Annotated in this window: 14 protein-coding genes; 6 read left to right on the forward strand and 8 right to left on the reverse strand. The window is 72.2% G+C overall.

The window, feature by feature from the left end:
* Positions 1-26: 26 nt before the first annotated feature.
* Positions 27-614 carry a CDP-alcohol phosphatidyltransferase family protein gene (locus tag BIV01_RS04285; RefSeq protein ID WP_071295818.1) on the reverse strand — a complete coding sequence of 196 codons (588 nt, stop codon included), beginning with the start codon at positions 612-614 and terminating at the stop codon, positions 27-29.
* Between the two features lie 315 nt (positions 615-929).
* On the reverse strand, positions 930-4,796 hold the full coding sequence (locus BIV01_RS04295; protein WP_071295819.1) for an ATP-binding protein: 3,867 nt from the start codon (positions 4,794-4,796) through the stop codon (positions 930-932).
* 130 nt (positions 4,797-4,926) lie between these two features.
* Here BIV01_RS04295 and BIV01_RS04300 point away from each other — a divergent pair, with 130 nt between their 5' ends.
* Genes BIV01_RS04300 through BIV01_RS04315 form a run of 4 tightly spaced genes read left to right on the forward strand, consistent with a single transcriptional unit; the run spans position 4,927 to position 8,502 of the window.
* Complete coding sequence (locus BIV01_RS04300) at positions 4,927-5,817, forward strand: HpcH/HpaI aldolase/citrate lyase family protein (protein WP_229085773.1); 891 nt, start codon at positions 4,927-4,929, stop codon at positions 5,815-5,817.
* A gap of 10 nt (positions 5,818-5,827) precedes the next feature.
* Positions 5,828-6,298, forward strand: coding sequence for a DUF6264 family protein (locus tag BIV01_RS04305; protein ID WP_070417863.1), 471 nt, complete (start codon positions 5,828-5,830; stop codon positions 6,296-6,298).
* 34 nt (positions 6,299-6,332) lie between these two features.
* Entirely contained in the window at positions 6,333-7,583 is a 1,251-nt protein-coding gene (locus tag BIV01_RS04310; RefSeq protein WP_071302053.1) for an FAD-dependent oxidoreductase, read from the forward strand.
* 40 nt (positions 7,584-7,623) lie between these two features.
* A complete protein-coding gene (locus BIV01_RS04315; protein ID WP_070417861.1) occupies positions 7,624-8,502 on the forward strand; it encodes an aldo/keto reductase in 879 nt (292 codons plus the stop codon).
* A gap of 65 nt (positions 8,503-8,567) precedes the next feature.
* On the opposite strand, the gene BIV01_RS04320 is transcribed toward BIV01_RS04315, so the two are convergent.
* Positions 8,568-9,032 carry a hypothetical protein gene (locus tag BIV01_RS04320; RefSeq protein WP_071302054.1) on the reverse strand — a complete coding sequence of 155 codons (465 nt, stop codon included), beginning with the start codon at positions 9,030-9,032 and terminating at the stop codon, positions 8,568-8,570.
* A gap of 108 nt (positions 9,033-9,140) precedes the next feature.
* On the reverse strand, positions 9,141-10,037 hold the full coding sequence (locus BIV01_RS04325) for a polysaccharide pyruvyl transferase family protein (RefSeq protein ID WP_071295824.1): 897 nt from the start codon (positions 10,035-10,037) through the stop codon (positions 9,141-9,143).
* 85 nt (positions 10,038-10,122) lie between these two features.
* Here BIV01_RS04325 and BIV01_RS04330 point away from each other — a divergent pair, with 85 nt between their 5' ends.
* The gene (locus tag BIV01_RS04330; protein WP_071295825.1) at positions 10,123-11,088 is read left to right on the forward strand and encodes an NAD(P)H-quinone oxidoreductase; all 966 of its coding nucleotides are present in this window, start codon (positions 10,123-10,125) and stop codon (positions 11,086-11,088) included.
* Here the strand turns inward: BIV01_RS04330 and BIV01_RS04335 are convergent.
* Positions 11,085-11,756 carry a TetR/AcrR family transcriptional regulator gene (locus BIV01_RS04335; RefSeq protein WP_083403387.1) on the reverse strand — a complete coding sequence of 224 codons (672 nt, stop codon included), beginning with the start codon at positions 11,754-11,756 and terminating at the stop codon, positions 11,085-11,087. The genes BIV01_RS04330 and BIV01_RS04335 overlap by 4 nt on opposite strands.
* A gap of 80 nt (positions 11,757-11,836) precedes the next feature.
* Between BIV01_RS04335 and BIV01_RS04340 the strand changes: the two genes are divergently transcribed.
* Positions 11,837-13,279: a DHA2 family efflux MFS transporter permease subunit gene (locus BIV01_RS04340; RefSeq protein ID WP_083413758.1), complete on the forward strand. Its 1,443-nt coding sequence runs from the start codon at positions 11,837-11,839 to the stop codon at positions 13,277-13,279.
* A 39-nt stretch (positions 13,280-13,318) separates the two neighbouring features.
* Here BIV01_RS04340 and BIV01_RS04345 read toward each other — a convergent pair whose 3' ends face one another.
* From BIV01_RS04345 to BIV01_RS04355, 3 genes are read right to left on the reverse strand one after another with little or no spacing between them, the layout of a single operon-like run.
* The gene (locus BIV01_RS04345; RefSeq protein WP_071302055.1) at positions 13,319-14,089 is read right to left on the reverse strand and encodes an amino acid ABC transporter ATP-binding protein; all 771 of its coding nucleotides are present in this window, start codon (positions 14,087-14,089) and stop codon (positions 13,319-13,321) included.
* Entirely contained in the window at positions 14,086-14,964 is an 879-nt protein-coding gene (locus tag BIV01_RS04350; protein ID WP_071302056.1) for an amino acid ABC transporter permease, read from the reverse strand. Before BIV01_RS04350 ends, BIV01_RS04345 begins: the two co-directional genes overlap by 4 nt.
* Positions 14,965-14,968: 4 nt before the next feature.
* The gene (locus BIV01_RS04355) at positions 14,969-15,793 is read right to left on the reverse strand and encodes an ABC transporter substrate-binding protein (protein ID WP_071302057.1); all 825 of its coding nucleotides are present in this window, start codon (positions 15,791-15,793) and stop codon (positions 14,969-14,971) included.
* Positions 15,794-15,856: the final 63 nt, after the last annotated feature.

Consider the following 15,856-nt stretch of genomic DNA (forward strand, 5'->3'; position numbering starts at 1 on the left):
GGCCGGCGCGAGCGCGCGGCCAGGCGTCAGCGCGCGGCCGACACCTCGCGCCGCTTCGCGAACATCGCGATCGCGTACTGGACGCCCGCCAGCACGTGCCCGACGGTCCCGAGGTAGACGAACACGAGGGCGACGACGCGGACCCACGGCGCGTTCTCGTCGACGGTGTGCACCGCGGAGAACAGCAGCACCGGCAGCCCGACGAAGAGCAGCGCCGACCGGATCTTGCCGGTCCACGTGACGTCGAGGTCCGGGTTGCCGTGGAACAGCACGCTCGAGAGCACGACGAGCACCAGGTCGACGAGCACCACGACGGCGACGACCCACCACGGCAGCAGCCCGGTCAGCACGAGCGACAGCACGATCGCGATGATCGCGAGTCGGTCGGCGACGGGGTCGATCGCCTTGCCGAGCTTCGAGCCCTGGTCGAACTTGCGCGCGATGAAGCCGTCCGCCCAGTCGCTCACCCCGATGACGACGAGCGCGACGAGCGCCCAGCCGGGGTGTCCGGCGACGACGAGCCACACGAACACCGGGATCAGCAGCAGCCGGAACAGCGAGATCAGGTTCGGCCAGGTCTGCCAGTCGGGGCGCTCCCGCACGGTGTCAGTCATCGCAGGACAGGCTACCTGCTCACCAGTGCGGCGGGACGTCGCGCCGGAGCTGGTCGTCGTTCTCCCCGTCGCGGTGGCGGGCCGGTTCCGGTGGCGCCACCGGGTCGTAGCCCGGCACCGGCTGGGTGGTGACGCGCCTGCGGCGCCGCACCGCGCCTCCCGGCTGCGCATGCGCCTCACCGTCGTCCGTCGCCGACGGGACGGGAGGCGCGGCTGACGACGCGTCGTCGGCCCGCGTCCACGTGCCCACCAGCTGGTCCGTCTCGGGCGTCACCGGACCGGCCGGCCGGGAGGCCCGCCGGCTCGGCCGAGGAGTCACCGGCGTGCGGGGATCGGGGGGATCGAGATCTCCTGCGTGGCACCACGGTCGACACCGAGCACCGCGGCGACGGTGTTCGCGACACGGTCCGGGTCCGAGAAGAGCTGGAACGCGTGCACGCGCACGTAGTGCCAACCGAGTCGGCGGAGCACCTCGGGTCGGAGCCGGAGCGACTCGCGGAGCGACCCCTTCACGAGCGTCGCGTCGGTCTCGATCGTGACGCACACCCCACCGTGCGCGGCGACCAGGCCGAGCTTGCCGCGGTGGCCGAGTGCGACGGGGATGCCGCGCATCTCGAGGCGACGGGCGAGGTCGACGAGCAGCGGATCGGAGTCGTCCGGGACGTACTCGGCCGTGGTGCGCGCACGGACCTCGGCGAGGATCTCGGCGAGGGCGACGGTGCCGTGGCCCATCCGCTCGGCCTCGATGTCGGACGGCTGGAAGCAGGTGACGATGACCATCGAGCGACGTGCCCGGGTCATCGCGACGGCGAGCAGGCGCTCCCCACCGGGCTTGCCGAGCGGACCGAAGTCGCGCAGGACACGGCCGTGCGGGGTGCGGCCGTAGCCGATCGAGAACACGACGCGGTCGCGGCTCTGGGCGACGGACTGCTCGAGCGTCGCGACGATGAACGGCTCGGCCCGGTCGCCGATGACGAACTCGGTGAGGTCCTTGTGCCCCTGGGCCGCGGTGAGCACGGCCTGCTCGACGCGGACGGCGTGCTTCGCCGAGGCGGTGATGACCATGAGCGACTCGGTCGGACGGGTGCGGGCGTGGTCCATGACGAGCCGGACGACGCGGTCCACCTCGGCGTCGACGCTCTCGACCGCCCCCGACTCGGGGTCCGGCACGGCCTTGCCGTCGCTGACGTAGTCGAGCGCGATCGAGCCGTGCCCGAGGAACGAGCCGGCCCAGGGCAGCGACTCGATGCGTCCGCCGTAGAAGCGACGGTTGACGAGCTCGGCGAGGTCCTCGCCGCCGGCGCGGTACGAGCGGGTGAGCGACAGGGTCGGCAGCAGCGTGGAGAGCTTCGCGAGCGCGGAGTCGGCGTGGAAGGCGTCGAGCGTGCCCTCGTCGACCTGCAGCGCGCGGTGCGCCGGGTCGACCGCGATCCGGAACGGCGACGGGGTCTGCGTGACCGGGTCGCCGAACACGACGGTCTGACGGGCACGGCGGACGGCCCCGACGGTCTCGGCGATGGTGACGGCGCCCGCGTCGACGAGGATCACGGTGTCGAAGGGCATCGTGTCGGCGATCTGCGAGACCTCGTACGGCGACGCGAGCCACACCGGTGCGATCGACCGGGACAGGTGCGGCGCGGAGTCCTGCAGCAGACGCGAGGTGATCGCGCCGTCCCGCAGCTGGGTCTTCAGCGCGGTGGCCTCGTCCGGCCAGTCGACGAGTCCGACCTTCCAGTTCTCGGCCAGCTGCCACGCCAGGCCCTGGGAGACCCCGGCGGCGTGCGCGTCGTCGACGAGCCGGAAGTCGGCCTCGACCCGGTCGAGCATGTCGGTGTTCGCGCCGAGCAGGGCCCGGTCGGACTCGAGCATCGTCTCGAGGGCGGACTGCCACCACGCGAGCTCGAGCTCGGCGGGGACGTGGGTGTCCGGCACGTGCCGGTTCGCCAGGTCCGTGATGAGCGGTTCGAGCTGCAGGTCGCGCAGGGTCTGCATGAGCTCGGTCCGCTCCTGCAGGTTGTGCAGGACGTCGGACTCCTCGGCGAGGCGGGCGATCGTCGGGACGAGCTCGTCGATCGGGACGTTCGCCAGCTGGGTCTCGCGGGCGGTGCGTCCCAGCGGCTCGTCGAGGCGCGCGAGGTCCTCGACGACGTTCGAGAACAGGACCTGGACGTCCGCGATGCCGGTGGGCACCTCGGGGTTCACGCCGGCGGCGACGTAGCGCTGCCAGAGGACGCGCTGCTGCTGGACGCGGGTCAGCGCCTCGTGCAGGTCGGACACGTGCACACCGGGGCGGACGTACTCGCGGGCGAGCTTCTTCAGCCGGCGCCGGTTCGTGCTCGACATCGGCGCACCCTCGCCGCGCGGGGCGGTGGCGGCCACGAGCTCGGACACCGAGCGGTCGAAGACGACGGGCAGGAAGCGGTCGAGGGTGTCGCGGATCTCGGTGAGCAGGCGCAGGTAGATGCCGAGCTCGTTGATCGTCGTGAACTGCCGCATGTGGGTCGTCGCGACCAGGTCGTGGGCACGCCGGAGCAGGGTCGGCAGGCCGTCGGCGTCGAGGTCCTTCGCGATCCGGTGGGCGCGCTGGGCACCGTCGCTCGAGGAGAACTTCGCGCCGTACCAGGGCGAGTCGTCCGGGCCGTAGCGGAACTCGCCGAGGTTCGCGGCGCTGACCATCGTCTCGGCGACGCGCGAGCGCCCCTCGACCATGCTCGTCACCGAGGTCTTCGACAGCCGCGCGGTCGTCGACGGCGGGACGGGCAGCAGCGACAGGCGCGACAGCTCGACGAGGCAGTCGAGCACCGAGACGCGGAAGTCGGGGTCGACGCGCGTCAGCGACCCGCGGTAGTCCTTGAGGACCTTGCGGAGCCGGACCAGGGCGTCGTCGACCTCGCGCAGGTTCGGACGCGAGGCCTTCTCATTGCGGGCGATCGCACGGACGACGTCACGACGGAGGGTGCCCGGGGTCACGGCGACGCCGGGGAGCTGCACCTCGGAGAACCGCGCCGCGATGCCGCGCAGGGTCGCACGGCGCGGGCTCACCACGAGGACGCGCTTGTTCGCCGCGACGAGGCCGCCGAGCGCGTTCACGATCGTCTGCGTGCCACCCGTGCCCGGGAGGGTCTTCACCACGATCGAGTTGCCGGCCGTGATCTGCGCGATCACGTTCTCCTGCTCGTCGTCGGCGTCGAGCAGGAGCGTGTCGGTCTCCGGGCTCCGCTCGTCCGACGGGGTCTGCTCGACCGGGTGGTACGACTGCTCGACCTGCCACTTGGCGCTCGGGTTGCCGGCGAGGGCGTCGAGCACGGGGTGGGACAGGTCCTCGGTGTCCTCGACCATCCCGGTCGCGACCTCGGCGAACGTGGACACGACCAGGCGTGCGTGCACCGAGAAGCCCGGGATGTGCGCGGTGAGCCCGCGGAGCCGGTCGATCACCGGGTTCGGCGTGAACGAGCCGTCCTGCTGCGCGAGCGCCACGAAGGACTGGGCGTCGAGGATGACGCCGAACTGCTCGTGCAGCGCGTCGGCGAGGCCGGGGTTGAGGACGGGCTCGCCGAGCAGGCGGACCTCGAAGTCGCGGCCGTGCCGACGGATCGCGAGCGGGCGCAGCAGCACCGGGCCGCGGAACTGCTCGTCGCCGTGCTGCCAGTCGGCCATGCCGATGCCGAGCTTCACGGCGTCGATGCCGCGCACGGTGGACAGCTCGGTGCCCTTGGCCTCGACGTGACCGGCAGCGATGCGGGCGGCCCGGAGCGCCACCTCGTCACGGATCAGGCTCGACAGCAGGGTCGTCTTGCCGGTGATGAACTGCGCGAGGCCGCCCGGGTGCGTCGTCGAGAGCTCGATGCGGGCCCGGGGGTGGTCGGCGAAGTGCGTGAGGGGGCTGGTGCCGCCGACGCCGGTCAGCTGCTTGCGCCAGACGTCCCAGGCGGGCTCGGCGGCGTTGCCGGCCTGGAGGCGCGGATCACCCAGGCTGATCGCCTGCGGACTCGTGAGCTGCAGTTCCGGGCGCAGGGTGCGGTCGGGTTCGTCCGTCACGGCGGTCTCTTCCTGCTGCCCCCGTCGGTCCTGCTCCCCCTGCTGTCCGTCGCGCCCGTCCTGCTGTCCGTCACGCCCGTCCGCGGGCGCGTCGGCGCCCTCGACGGGGACGTCGTCGTTCACGTCGTCCTCGCCGTCGGTCACCCTGTCCGCTCGCCACACATCCGACACTGTAGGCGGAAGCGGGCTGGCACTCTGGCAATGAACCGAGGTTTCGGACTTTCCGGCCCCCGCCGATGCGCGACCGGGCGCGCCGGTGTGGTACCAACGGGGCATGGCCATCGACGACCGCACCGCTCCCCCCACCCCCGCGCCGGAGTCCGCTCCCGCACCGAACCGGCGTCGATCGGTCCCCGCCGAGATCTCCCGTTCGTGGCTCCTCGTCTCCGGCACCGCGACCGACCGGTTCGAGAAGTCGCAGCGGTCCCGTGCCGACCAGATCATCCTGGACATCGAGGACGCGGTGGACCCCGCCGCCAAGCCGTCGGCCCGCCAGGGCGTCGCCGCGTGGCTGGCCGGCGGCGGCGAGGCCTGGGTGCGGATCAACGACGTGACGACGGACTTCTGGGCGGACGACGTCGAGGAGCTCCGCGGCCTGCCCGGGCTGCAGGGCGTCATGCTCGCGAAGACCGAGTCCCCGGCGCAGGTCACCGACACGTGGCACCGACTCGGCGGCCAGACCCCAGTGATCGCCCTGGTCGAGTCGGCCCTGGGCATCGAGGAGTCGGTCTCGATCGCGAAGGCGCAGGGGGCGTTCCGGCTGGCGTTCGGCTCGGGCGACTACCGGCGGGACACCGGGACGAGCGCGGACACGCTCGCGATGGCGTACCCGCGGTCGAAGCTCGTCGTGGCGTCCCGCGTGGGCGACCTGCCCGGCCCGATCGACGGCCCGACGGTGGGGTCGTCGCACCCGATCCTCCGCGAGCAGTCGCAGGTCGCCGTCTCGCTCGGGCTCACCGGCAAGCTGTGCCTCGACACCGAGCAGCTGCCCGTCATCAACGAGGTCATCTCCCCCACGCCGACCGACGTCGCCTGGGCGCAGGACTTCCTCGACGACTTCGAGGCCCGCGGCCGGGTCATCCGCGACGGCTCCGACCTGCCCCGACTCGGTCGCGCGCAGAAGATCCAGCGCCTCGCACAGGCGTTCGGCGTCGAGGCGCGGTAGGACTGCACCCATGACCTGGTCCAACGTGCCCGGCGGTCCGCCGCAATCCTCACCGTCCGACCCCACCGGTGCCCAGCGGGCCACGTGGGAGCAGGGCGGCTCGACGCTGTTCCCGCCGGGGAAGCTCGCCGACCGGATCTCGACCGTGCTGCTCCTGGCGTTCGGCGCCGTCATGACGGTCGTCACCGCGGTCGTCGGGATCATCGCCGTCATCTCGGCGACGGCCACGTGCGACGCCGCCACCGGCTGCACCCCGGGTGGCTACATCGGTGGGACCGCGATCGCGGTCGGCGGTGCGTTCGTGATCGGCGTCGCCACGATCGTCTTGTCGATCGGCGCGTGGATCCGCCGTCGGACGTCGTGGTGGATCGCCGCGATCGGCTTCGTGCTCGCGATCGTGGTCATCACGTGGGGCGGCGTCGTCTTCGCGGGAGCTGCGGACGGCGGCTCGGCGTCCTCGTCGGTCTCCCCCACCGCCTGACGCCTGCGGCCCGGACCGGGGTAGCGTCCGGGGCATGGTGACGGTCTCGCGGACGACGGTCGCGGTGGTCGGTGGCGGCCCCGCCGGGGTCGTCCTCGGTCTGCTCCTCGCCCGTGCCGGCATCGCGGTCCGGGTCGTCGAGAAGCACGACGACTTCAACCGGGACTTCCGCGGTGACACCGTGCACGCCTCGACGATCCGGCTGCTCGACGAGCTCGGGCTCGGGGAGCGGTTCGCCGCCCTGCCGCAGTCGCGCCTCGACGACTTCTCCCTGCCGCTGCCGGACGGCTCGCGTGCGCTCCTCGGCGACTTCTCGCGCCTGCGCCCGCCGTACGACCACGTGGCGATGGTGCCGCAGTGGGACCTGCTCGACCTGCTCGTCACCGCCGCCCGCGAGGAGCCCTCGTTCGAGATCACGATGGGTCTCGCGGCCATCGGCACGATCGAGGAGAACGGCGTCGTGGCGGGCGTGCACCTGGCGCCGTACAGCGATCCGGACGGCGGCACCGAGGAACTCCGCGCCGACGTCGTCATCGCCTGCGACGGCCGCGACTCGGTGCTGCGCAGCGCCGCCGGCCTGCACCCGCGGTCGTTCCCGGTGCCGTTCGACACGTGGTGGTTCCGGCTCCCCCGCGAGCCCGGCGACGCGACGACCGCGCTCGTCCCGGCGTTCTCCGGCACCGACGTCCTGCTCAGCTTCCCGCGGCCCGACTACCACCAGGTCGCGTACTTCGCGCCGAAGGGGTCGGACGCGGCCCTCCGCGCCGCCGGGGTGGAGGCCTTCCGGGCCCGGGTCGCGCGGCTCCGACCGGACTTCGCGGGCCGCGTGGACTCGATCGCGTCGATCGACGACGTGCACGTGCTCGACGTCCGGATGGACCGGCTCACCCGGTGGTGGCGTCCGGGGCTGCTCTGCATCGGCGACGCGGCGCACGCCATGTCCCCGGCGGGCGGCGTCGGCATCAACCTGGCGGTGCAGGACGCGGTCGCGACGGCTGCGATCCTGGCGCCGGCGCTCGGACGGGGGCTCCGCGGCGCGGACCTCGACCGTGCCCTCGCCGCGGTGCAGCGGCGGCGCACCCCGCCGGCCGTGGTCGTCCAGACCGCCCAGGCGTTCCTGCACCGCGTGGTGTTCGAGCGGGCCTTCGCCGGGGCCCTGCAGGCCGGCCCGCCGCGGCTCCCCGTCCTGCTCGCCCGGTACGTGCCGCCCGTCCGCGGCCTCTACGCGCGCGGGATCGCCTTCGGACCGCTCCCCGAGCACGCCCCCGCATGGGCACGGCGCTGACCCTGGACACGGCCCGTCCCTGCCGGCGCATGCTGGGGACATGAAGCAACGAGTCATCGGAGACGTGTCGGTCAGTGCCATCGGACTCGGCGGGATGCCCATGTCCATCGAGGGGCGTCCGGACGAGCGACAGTCCATCGCGACGATCCACGCCGCGCTCGAGGCCGGCGTCACGCTCATCGACACCGCCGACGCGTACCACCTGGCCGCCCACGACGAGGTGGGGCACAACGAGTCGCTCATCGCGAAGGCCGTGCGGGAGTTCCACGGCGACACCTCGGACGTCCTGATCGCCACGAAGGGCGGGCACCTCCGGCCCGAGCCCGGCCCGTGGGCGCAGAACGGCCGTCCGGAGTACCTCAAGGAAGCGGCGAAGGCATCCGCGAAGCGCCTCGGCGTGGACGCCGTCGGGCTCTACCAGTTCCACCGTCCCGACCCGGCCGTGCCGTACGCGGACTCGATCGGTGCGCTCGCCGAGCTCCTCGACGAGGGCGTCATCCGGATGGCCGGCATCTCGAACGCCGACCCCGACCAGATCCGGACGGCGAACGAGGTCCTCGACGGCCGACTCGCCTCGGTGCAGAACCAGTTCTCGCCGAAGTTCCGCTCGAGCGAACCGGAACTCGCGCTGTGCGACGAGCTCGGGATCGCGTTCCTGCCGTGGAGCCCCCTCGGCGGCATCGCGAACGCCGCGGAACTCGGCACCGCGTACGAGGACTTCGCGTACATCGCCCGCGACCGCGGCGTCAGCCCGCAGGTCGTCGCGCTGGCGTGGGAGCTGCAGAAGAGCGACGTCGTCGTCCCCATCCCCGGGGCATCGCGCCCGCAGTCGATCCTCGACTCCGTGACGGCCGCGACCGTCAAGCTCCGTCCCGAGGACGTGGCCCGACTGGACGCGTCGCAACCGGCGGCGGCGTAGACGACGCGACCCGCGCCTCCTGGACTGCCCTGGAGGCGCGGGTCGCGATCACGCGTCGGCGCGCGTCAGGACTGGCAGACCTCCTGGAAGTCCTTGCCCGTCGTCTCCAGCTTCTGGAGCCCCTCGGTGAAGCCGGAGCTGGACAGCGCGGACGGGTCCTTCGACGCCGCGAGGTCCTTCGTCATGCCGACGAAGTCCGAGAAGGCGCCCGCGAACGCGTCGGTCTTCGGCTTCACCTCGGTGTTGGTCACCTTGTCGGCGCTGTCCTCGAGCGTGGCGTCGAACTCGTCGAGCTTCGCCATCGCGGCCTCCGGGTCGCTCTGCAGCTCGGTGAGCTGCATCTGCATGCCCTTCGTGGCGTCGGTGACCTCGTTCGTGAACAGCTTGCAGGCCTCGGCCTTGGTCTGCGTCGGGGTCGGCGTCGACTTGGCGGCCGTCGTGGCGTCCGAGCCGGAGCCGCCGGCGGAGCAGCCGGCGAGGAGTGCGACGGCGATGGCGGCCGTGGTGAGCGAGACGAGCTTGGTGCGCATGGTGGTGGGTCCCCCCGGAGTCGTGCCCGCGACCCCGGGACGGGGTGCGGATCCGCGTCGAGGCTACATGGGAGATCCACAGGTGGGCCGCGTTCCCGGTGCAGTCGCTCAGTGCCCGCTGCGGAGCGGCGCGGCCGAACGGAAGAGCCCCTCGACGAGTTCGTCGATCCGGGCGTCGGCGATCGCGAGGTCTCGTTCGCCACGTTCCCTCGCAGCGTGACGCCCGTCGGCGTCCAGGACGCTCGTCCACGGGGTCGGGTGGACGTCGAGGCCGACGGACTGGTGGTAGTCGCGGTACTTGAAGGCCGCTTCGGTGGCGGCGGGAGACTTCAGCGAGACGAGGGTCGCGGGCGTCCGCAGCGCGTGCGCGAGGATCACGCCGTGCATGCCGGAGCTCATCACGTGCTCCGCCGCACCGAGCTCGGCGAGCATGTCGGCGGGCGTCAGGGTCGCCGGGAGGAGGCGCACCCCGGTCGAGCAGATCGCGGAGATCGTCCGCCGCTCGATCGCGGTCATGTGGGACGTGAAGTGCGTGACGAGCACTGTGCCGCGACGGCGATCCCGGGGCAGGCCCGGACGGAGCGACCGGACGAGGAGTCCCGGGTCGCCGATCTGGGTGGACTCCGGCAGGCCGAGCGCCGCCCGCGCGAGCGGTCCGCGGATCGCGAGGACGCGGTCGCGGACGGCAGCCGCACGGTCTGCGGGGATGTCCGGCGTGTGCAGGCCGGTCCCCCAGATCTGGCCGACGCCACCGCGCGTGAGGTACGGCACGATCGCGCTGCCGATCGCGACGACGTCCTCACGGCCGAGTGGCGCCCAGCGGACGCGCCGTCCGAGGGCCTCTGTGAGGACGAGCTCCGAGAGCTCGTCCCCGTGGTTCGTGAACGCGCGCCCGCGCCCGAGGGCGAGCCTGGACCACGCGGGGGCGTGGTCACGGAGTTCGTGCGCCAGCGTGCGGAGATCCCGACGGGGAGACCACCAGAAGGCGTTGATCGGTGTCGTCATGTGCTCTCTCTTCCACGCAGGTGTGACATAAGAATATCACATGCTAGAGGTTCCTCGCCCTGCTCGTGACGCGTAGCGTCGGGGCATGCGAGCGATCACCTCCGAGAACGGCACCCTCGACCTGCACGACCTCCCCGACCCGGTCCCCGGAGCCGGCGAGGTCCTCATCGAGGTCGCGGCCGCCGGGGTGAACAACGCCGACCTGCAGCAGGCGGCCGGCAACTACCCGCCGCCTCCCGGGGCGTCGGACGTCCTCGGCCTCGAGGTCTCCGGCACCGTCCGCGCACTCGGCGACGGCGTCGAGGGGTTCGCCGTCGGTGACCGGGTCTGCGCACTGCTGTCCGGCGGCGGCTACGCGGCACTCGTCGTCGCCCCGGAGACCCAGGTGCTGCCGGTGCCGGAGGGGATCGACCTCGTCGAGGCCGCGGGGCTGCCGGAAGCCGCGTGCACGGTGTACTCGAACGTCGGCATGCTCGCCGGGCTCCGACCCGGACAGACCCTGCTCGTGCACGGCGGCACCGGCGGCATGGGGTCGCACGCGGTGCTCTGGGCGAAGGCGCTCGGAGCGACGGTGATCGCGACGTCCGGGGGCGAGCGGAAGGTGCAGGCCTCCCGGGAGCTCGGCGCGGACCTCGTGGTCGACCACCGCTCGGAGGACTTCGTCGCACGGGCGCTCGAGTTCACCGGGGGCCGTGGCGTGGACGTGGTGCTCGACGTCGTCGGGCCGGACTACCTGGCGCGGAACATCGAGGTCCTCGCGCCGAACGGGCACATCGCCGTGATCGCCTCGGGCAGCGGCCGCACCGGCGAGCTCGACCTCGGCGCGATGATGCGGAAGCGGGCGACGATCAGTGCGACGACCCTGCGTGCCCGGCCGCTCGACGAGAAGGCCGCGATCGTCGAGGCCGTCCGGTACAACGTCTGGCCGTTCGTCGCGGACGGTCGGGTGCGCCCGGTCATCGACTCGGTCCTGCCGCTCGCCGAGGCCGCCGAGGCGCACCGGCGGGTCCGGGACGGCGAGGTCGTCGGGAAGGTGCTGCTGACGCCCTAGGCGCGCGCGGCGCCCGCGGCGCCCGCAGCGCCCGCGCCCCCGGCCCCGGCCCGCTGGCCCCGGACGAGGTCGAGCACCTGCCCGCACTTCGCGCCGAACGTCGCGCGGAGCAGGTCGGCCGCGTCCGGGTCCTCGTCGAACCGCGAGGGCATGTCGATCGCCAGCATGATCGCGAAGATCATGCCGCTGCCGAGGAACCCCTGGACCTGGTCGTCGGCGATCCCGGCCTCGTCGCGCAGGAACCGGTAGATCTCGAGGAACCCGGCCCGGGCCGCGGCACCGATCGCCGGTTCGGCCCCGGAGACGAAGCCCTGCAGCAGGAGCGTGTGCAGTCCGCGCTCGGCGGCGAGGTCGACGAACTGTTCGCCGATGACGTGCGCCGGGGTGTCGTCGGGCCCGAGGTGGGCGAGGGTCTCGCGCCAGGCGTCGAGCAGGATGTCGAGGGTGTCGCGGAACACCTCGAGGAAGAGCGCCTCCTTCGAGCCGAACATCCGCACGACGTACGGCTGGCTGATGCCGGCTGCCGCCGCGATCTGGTCGGTCGTCGTGCCGTTGTAGCCCTGGCTGCCGAAGAGCCCGCGTGCCGCTTCGAGGATCATCGCGCGACGCTGCGCAGCGGGCATGCGGACGGCCGTCGCCGGTGCCGGTGCAGATGCCGGGGAAGTCATGGTTGACAGGTTATCAGTCGATTACTACAGTCGCCCTTCATAAGTAATCATCCGATTACCAAACGGAACGGATCCCCACCATGGAACGACGCATCCCGGTCTGGCTCGCCATCGCAGCCGCATCCCTCCCGATGTTCATGGCGACGCTCGACAACCTCGTCGTCACCAGCGCGCTGCCCGCCGTGCACGCCGACCTCGGTGCCTCCGTCGAGGAGCTGCAGTGGATCACCAACGCCTACACGCTCGCGTTCGCCGCGCTGATGCTCCTGGCCGTCGGCCTCGGCGACCGGCTCGGCCGCCGGCACCTGTTCGTCGCCGGCATCGCCGTCTTCACCGTCTCCTCCGCGTTCGCCGCCGTGAGCACCGACCCGACCTCGCTCATCGTCTGGCGTGCGATCGAGGGCGCCGGCGCCGCCGCGATCATGCCGCTCTCCCTCACCCTGCTCGTCGGGAGCGTGCCCGACCGGCTCCGCACCGTCGGCATCGGCGTCTGGGGCGGCATCTCCGGCCTCGGCGTCGCCCTCGGCCCGCTCATCGGGGGCGCCGTCGTCGAGGGCTGGAGCTGGGAGGCCATCTTCTGGCTCAACGTCCCGGTCGGCATCGTCGCGATCCCGCTGGCCCTCTTCGCCCTGCCGAACACCCGCGGAGCCCGTGTCCGCGCCGACGTCGTGGGCGTGCTGCTCGCCGGCCTCGGCGTGCTCGGCGTCGTCTTCGGGGTCGTCCGCGGCAACGACGCCGGCTGGACGAGCGGCGAGGTGCTCACCGGCCTGGTCGGCGGCGGTGTCCTGCTCGTCGCGTTCGTGCTCTGGCAGGCCCGCACCACCGCACCGCTCCTGCCCCTCCGGTTCTTCCGCGACCGGAGCTTCGCCCTCGCCAACGTCGTCGCGATGACGTTCTCGTTCGGCGCGTTCGGTTCGGTGTTCATCCTCATCCAGTTCCTGCAGGTCGTGCAGGGTCGGACCCCGCTCGAGGCCGGCGTCTGGACGATGCCCTGGACCCTCGCGCCGATGGTCGTCGCCCCGCTCGCGGGCATCGTGGCACCTCGGGTCGGCACGCGGCTGCTCATCACCGGCGGCATGGTGTTCCTCTCCGCCGGGCTGTTCTGGATCGCCGGGACGATGGCCGCCGACGTCACCTTCACGACGCTGCTGCCCGGCTTCCTGCTCGCGGGCATCGGGATGGGTGCCGTGTTCGGTCCGATCTCGACGGCGGTGCTCGCGCGGATGCCGCAGCACGACCACGCGAAGGCCTCCGGCGCGAACTCGACGCTGCGCGAGATCGGCGTCGCGCTCGGGATCGCCGTCCTGACCGCCGTCTTCACCGGGGCCGGCGGCGAGCTCACCCCCACCGGTTACGTCGACGCGGCCCAGCCCGCCGTGCTGGTCGGTGCCGCCGTGGTCGCGGTCAGCGCGGTCGTCGCGGCGTTCCTGCCCGCTGGCCGCTCGGCGCACGTCCCCGAGACGGTCGCCGACGACGGCCTGGAGGCGCGGCTCACCCCCGCCGCGCCGGCCCCCGTCGCGTAGGTGGTCGCGCTCGCAGCGCGCAGCACCCGGGCGGGCGCGTCAGGCGTGGACGCGGGCGAGGAACTCGACGAGCGCGGGGTGCTGCGGGGCGTCGAGGACCTCGGCCGGGGCACCCTGCTCGACGACCTCGCCCTGGTGCAGGAACACGATCCGGTCGGCCACGTTCCGCGCGAAGTGCATCTCGTGCGTGGTCATCAGGATCGTCGAGCCCTGCCGCTTCAGCTCGGTCACCAGGTCCAGAACCTCGCCGACGAGCTGCGGGTCGAGGGCACTCGTGACCTCGTCGAGCAGCAGGAGCTCGGGGTCGGACGCGATCGCCCGGACGATCGCCACGCGCTGCTGCTGCCCGCCGGAGAGCCGGTCCGGGTAGGCACCGGCGAAGTCCGCGAGGCCGATCCGCCCGAGGAGCCGCCGGGCGGTCTCCTCCGCCTGCGCCCTGCCGACGCCGTGCACCTGCCGGGAGGCGAGCGTCACGTTGTCGAGCACGCTCATGTGCGGGAACAGGTTGAACTGCTGGAACACGACGCCGATCCGGGCCCGGGTGGCGTCGACGTCGATGCGGGGATCGGCGATGTCCGTGCCCTGCAGCAGGATCTCGCCGTCGTCGATGCCCTCGAGCAGGTTCACCGTCTTGAGGAGCGTCGACTTGCCGGAGCCCGAGGCCCCGATGACGCAGATGACCTCGTGGCGGTGCACCGTCAGGTCGATCCCGCGCAGGACCTCGTGCTCGCCGAACGCCTTGCGCAACCCGCGCAGCTCGAGGACGGCGGCCGACGTGTCGGGGGTGAGCCGCGCCTCCTGGTCCGTCATACGGTCCCTCCGATCTGCTCGCGCCGCTGCTGGCGACGCGCGATCGCGTCCGTGACGCGGATCAGCGGCAGGCTGATCACGACGAAGAGCAGTCCGGCGACGAAGTAGGGCGTGAAGTTGTAAGACTCCGCCTGGGCGATCTGCGCGGAACGGACCGCGTCCACCGCGCCGAGGATCGACACGAGACCGACGTCCTTCTGCATCGACACGAAGTCGTTCATGAGCGCGGGCGTGACCTTGCGGATCGCCTGCGGCAGCACGACGAGGCGCAGGGTCTTCGCGTGCGACAGCCCGAGCGACCGGGCGGCGAGGCGCTGCGAGGGGTGCACGGCCTCCATGCCGGCGCGGAGCACCTCGGCGATGTACGACGAGTAGGTCAGGACGATCGCGATGGTGCCCCAGACCTCGGCGGGGAGGCGCGGGAAGACCCCGAGCCCGGGGATCCCGTAGCCCACCAGGTACAGCACGATGATGAGCGGCAGGCCGCGGAACAGGTCGGTGTAGCCGGTGGCGAGCATCCGCAGGGGGAAGAACACCGGGCTCCGCAGGCCCCGGACGACCGCCAGCAGCGTGCCGAACACCGCGACGCCGATGGCGCTGAAGAACAGGATCCGGATGTTCAGCCAGAGGCCCTCGAGGATCGACGGGAACGAGTCGATCGCGGTCTGCGGGTCGAAGAACGACTGCTGGACCGCGGCCCAGCCGGGGGTGTTCACGACGCCGAAGTAGACGACGGCGATCACGACGAGCGTCGACGCGACGGACACCACGATCGACCGGCGTCCGCGCTGCCGACGGTAGAGCCGACGCTCCAGCTCGACCTGGCTCGGCGCGGCTGCGGCCACCGGGGTGCCGGCGCCTGCTGGAACGGTCATGCGGCTACTTCAGGACGGGGGTGTCGGTCTCCGAGGAGAGCCACTTGGTCTGCAGGTCCTGGAGCGTGCCGTCCGCCTTGAGCGACTTGAGTGCCTTGTCGACCTTGCTCGTCAGTTCGGAGTCCTTCGGCAGCACGAAGCCGAACTGGTCGCCCGTGCCGTCGGACGGGAACTGCGCCGAGACCGTGCCCTTGCCGTCGAGCTGCGCGCCGGACATGTAGAAGGCGGTCGGCAGGTCGGTCACGATCGCGTCGATCTGGCCCGACTTGAGCGCGAGGACGGCGTCGTCGTTCGAGTTGAAGACCTGCGGGGTGACCCCGAGGACGTCCTTGACGCTCTGGATGCTCGTCGACCCGGTCGCGACACCGATCGCGTCCCGCTTCAGCGCGGCGATGGTGGTGTCGTCGGCGGCCTTCGAGGACTGCGTCGTCACGACCGCCTGGGTCGTCGTGTAGTACGCGCTCGACATGTCGACGGCCTTCTTGCGCTTGGCGTCGATCGAGAACTGCTGGACGTTGAGGTCCCAGTCCTTCGGGCCGGGAGCGATGGCGCTGTCGAAGGTGCTCCGCTTCCACACGACGTCGGACTCGTCGTAGCCCATCTCCTTCGCGACGGCGTAGGCCACGGCGGCCTCGAAGCCCTTGCCGGACTGCGGCTTGTTGTCCTCGACCCAGGGCGAGTACGCGGGCTGCCCGGTCGCGATGGTGAGCTTGCCGTCGGTGACGGTGCCGTCGGCGTTGCCGCTGCCGCCCGCCGAGCAGGACGAGAGCGCGAGTGCGGCGACCGCAGCGGTCGCGACGGCGATGGTGAGACGGAGGGATCGGGTCACGGTCGGGCCTTCGTGCGAGGGGGTGGGGGCAGGACGAAGTGTACTTCGCGCTGGGATACCAAC

Source organism: Curtobacterium sp. MCBA15_013 (genome assembly GCF_001865095.1).
Taxonomy (GTDB): Bacteria; Actinomycetota; Actinomycetes; order Actinomycetales; family Microbacteriaceae; genus Curtobacterium.

Excerpts from the sequence above, each read along its gene's own strand:
- BIV01_RS04350 (WP_071302056.1), bottom strand. The coding sequence starts at position 14,964 with ATGACCGTTCCAGCAGGCGCCGGCACCCCGGTGGCCGCAGCCGCGCCG.
- BIV01_RS04340 (WP_083413758.1), top strand. The coding sequence starts at position 11,837 with ATGGAACGACGCATCCCGGTCTGGCTCGCCATCGCAGCCGCATCCCTC.
- BIV01_RS04320 (WP_071302054.1), bottom strand. The coding sequence starts at position 9,032 with ATGCGCACCAAGCTCGTCTCGCTCACCACGGCCGCCATCGCCGTCGCA.
- BIV01_RS04300 (WP_229085773.1), top strand. The coding sequence starts at position 4,927 with ATGGCCATCGACGACCGCACCGCTCCCCCCACCCCCGCGCCGGAGTCC.
- BIV01_RS04315 (WP_070417861.1), top strand. The coding sequence starts at position 7,624 with ATGAAGCAACGAGTCATCGGAGACGTGTCGGTCAGTGCCATCGGACTC.
- BIV01_RS04310 (WP_071302053.1), top strand. The coding sequence starts at position 6,333 with ATGGTGACGGTCTCGCGGACGACGGTCGCGGTGGTCGGTGGCGGCCCC.
- BIV01_RS04330 (WP_071295825.1), top strand. The coding sequence starts at position 10,123 with ATGCGAGCGATCACCTCCGAGAACGGCACCCTCGACCTGCACGACCTC.
- BIV01_RS04285 (WP_071295818.1), bottom strand. The coding sequence starts at position 614 with ATGACTGACACCGTGCGGGAGCGCCCCGACTGGCAGACCTGGCCGAAC.
- BIV01_RS04305 (WP_070417863.1), top strand. The coding sequence starts at position 5,828 with ATGACCTGGTCCAACGTGCCCGGCGGTCCGCCGCAATCCTCACCGTCC.
- BIV01_RS04335 (WP_083403387.1), bottom strand. The coding sequence starts at position 11,756 with ATGACTTCCCCGGCATCTGCACCGGCACCGGCGACGGCCGTCCGCATG.
- BIV01_RS04325 (WP_071295824.1), bottom strand. The coding sequence starts at position 10,037 with ATGACGACACCGATCAACGCCTTCTGGTGGTCTCCCCGTCGGGATCTC.
- BIV01_RS04345 (WP_071302055.1), bottom strand. The coding sequence starts at position 14,089 with ATGACGGACCAGGAGGCGCGGCTCACCCCCGACACGTCGGCCGCCGTC.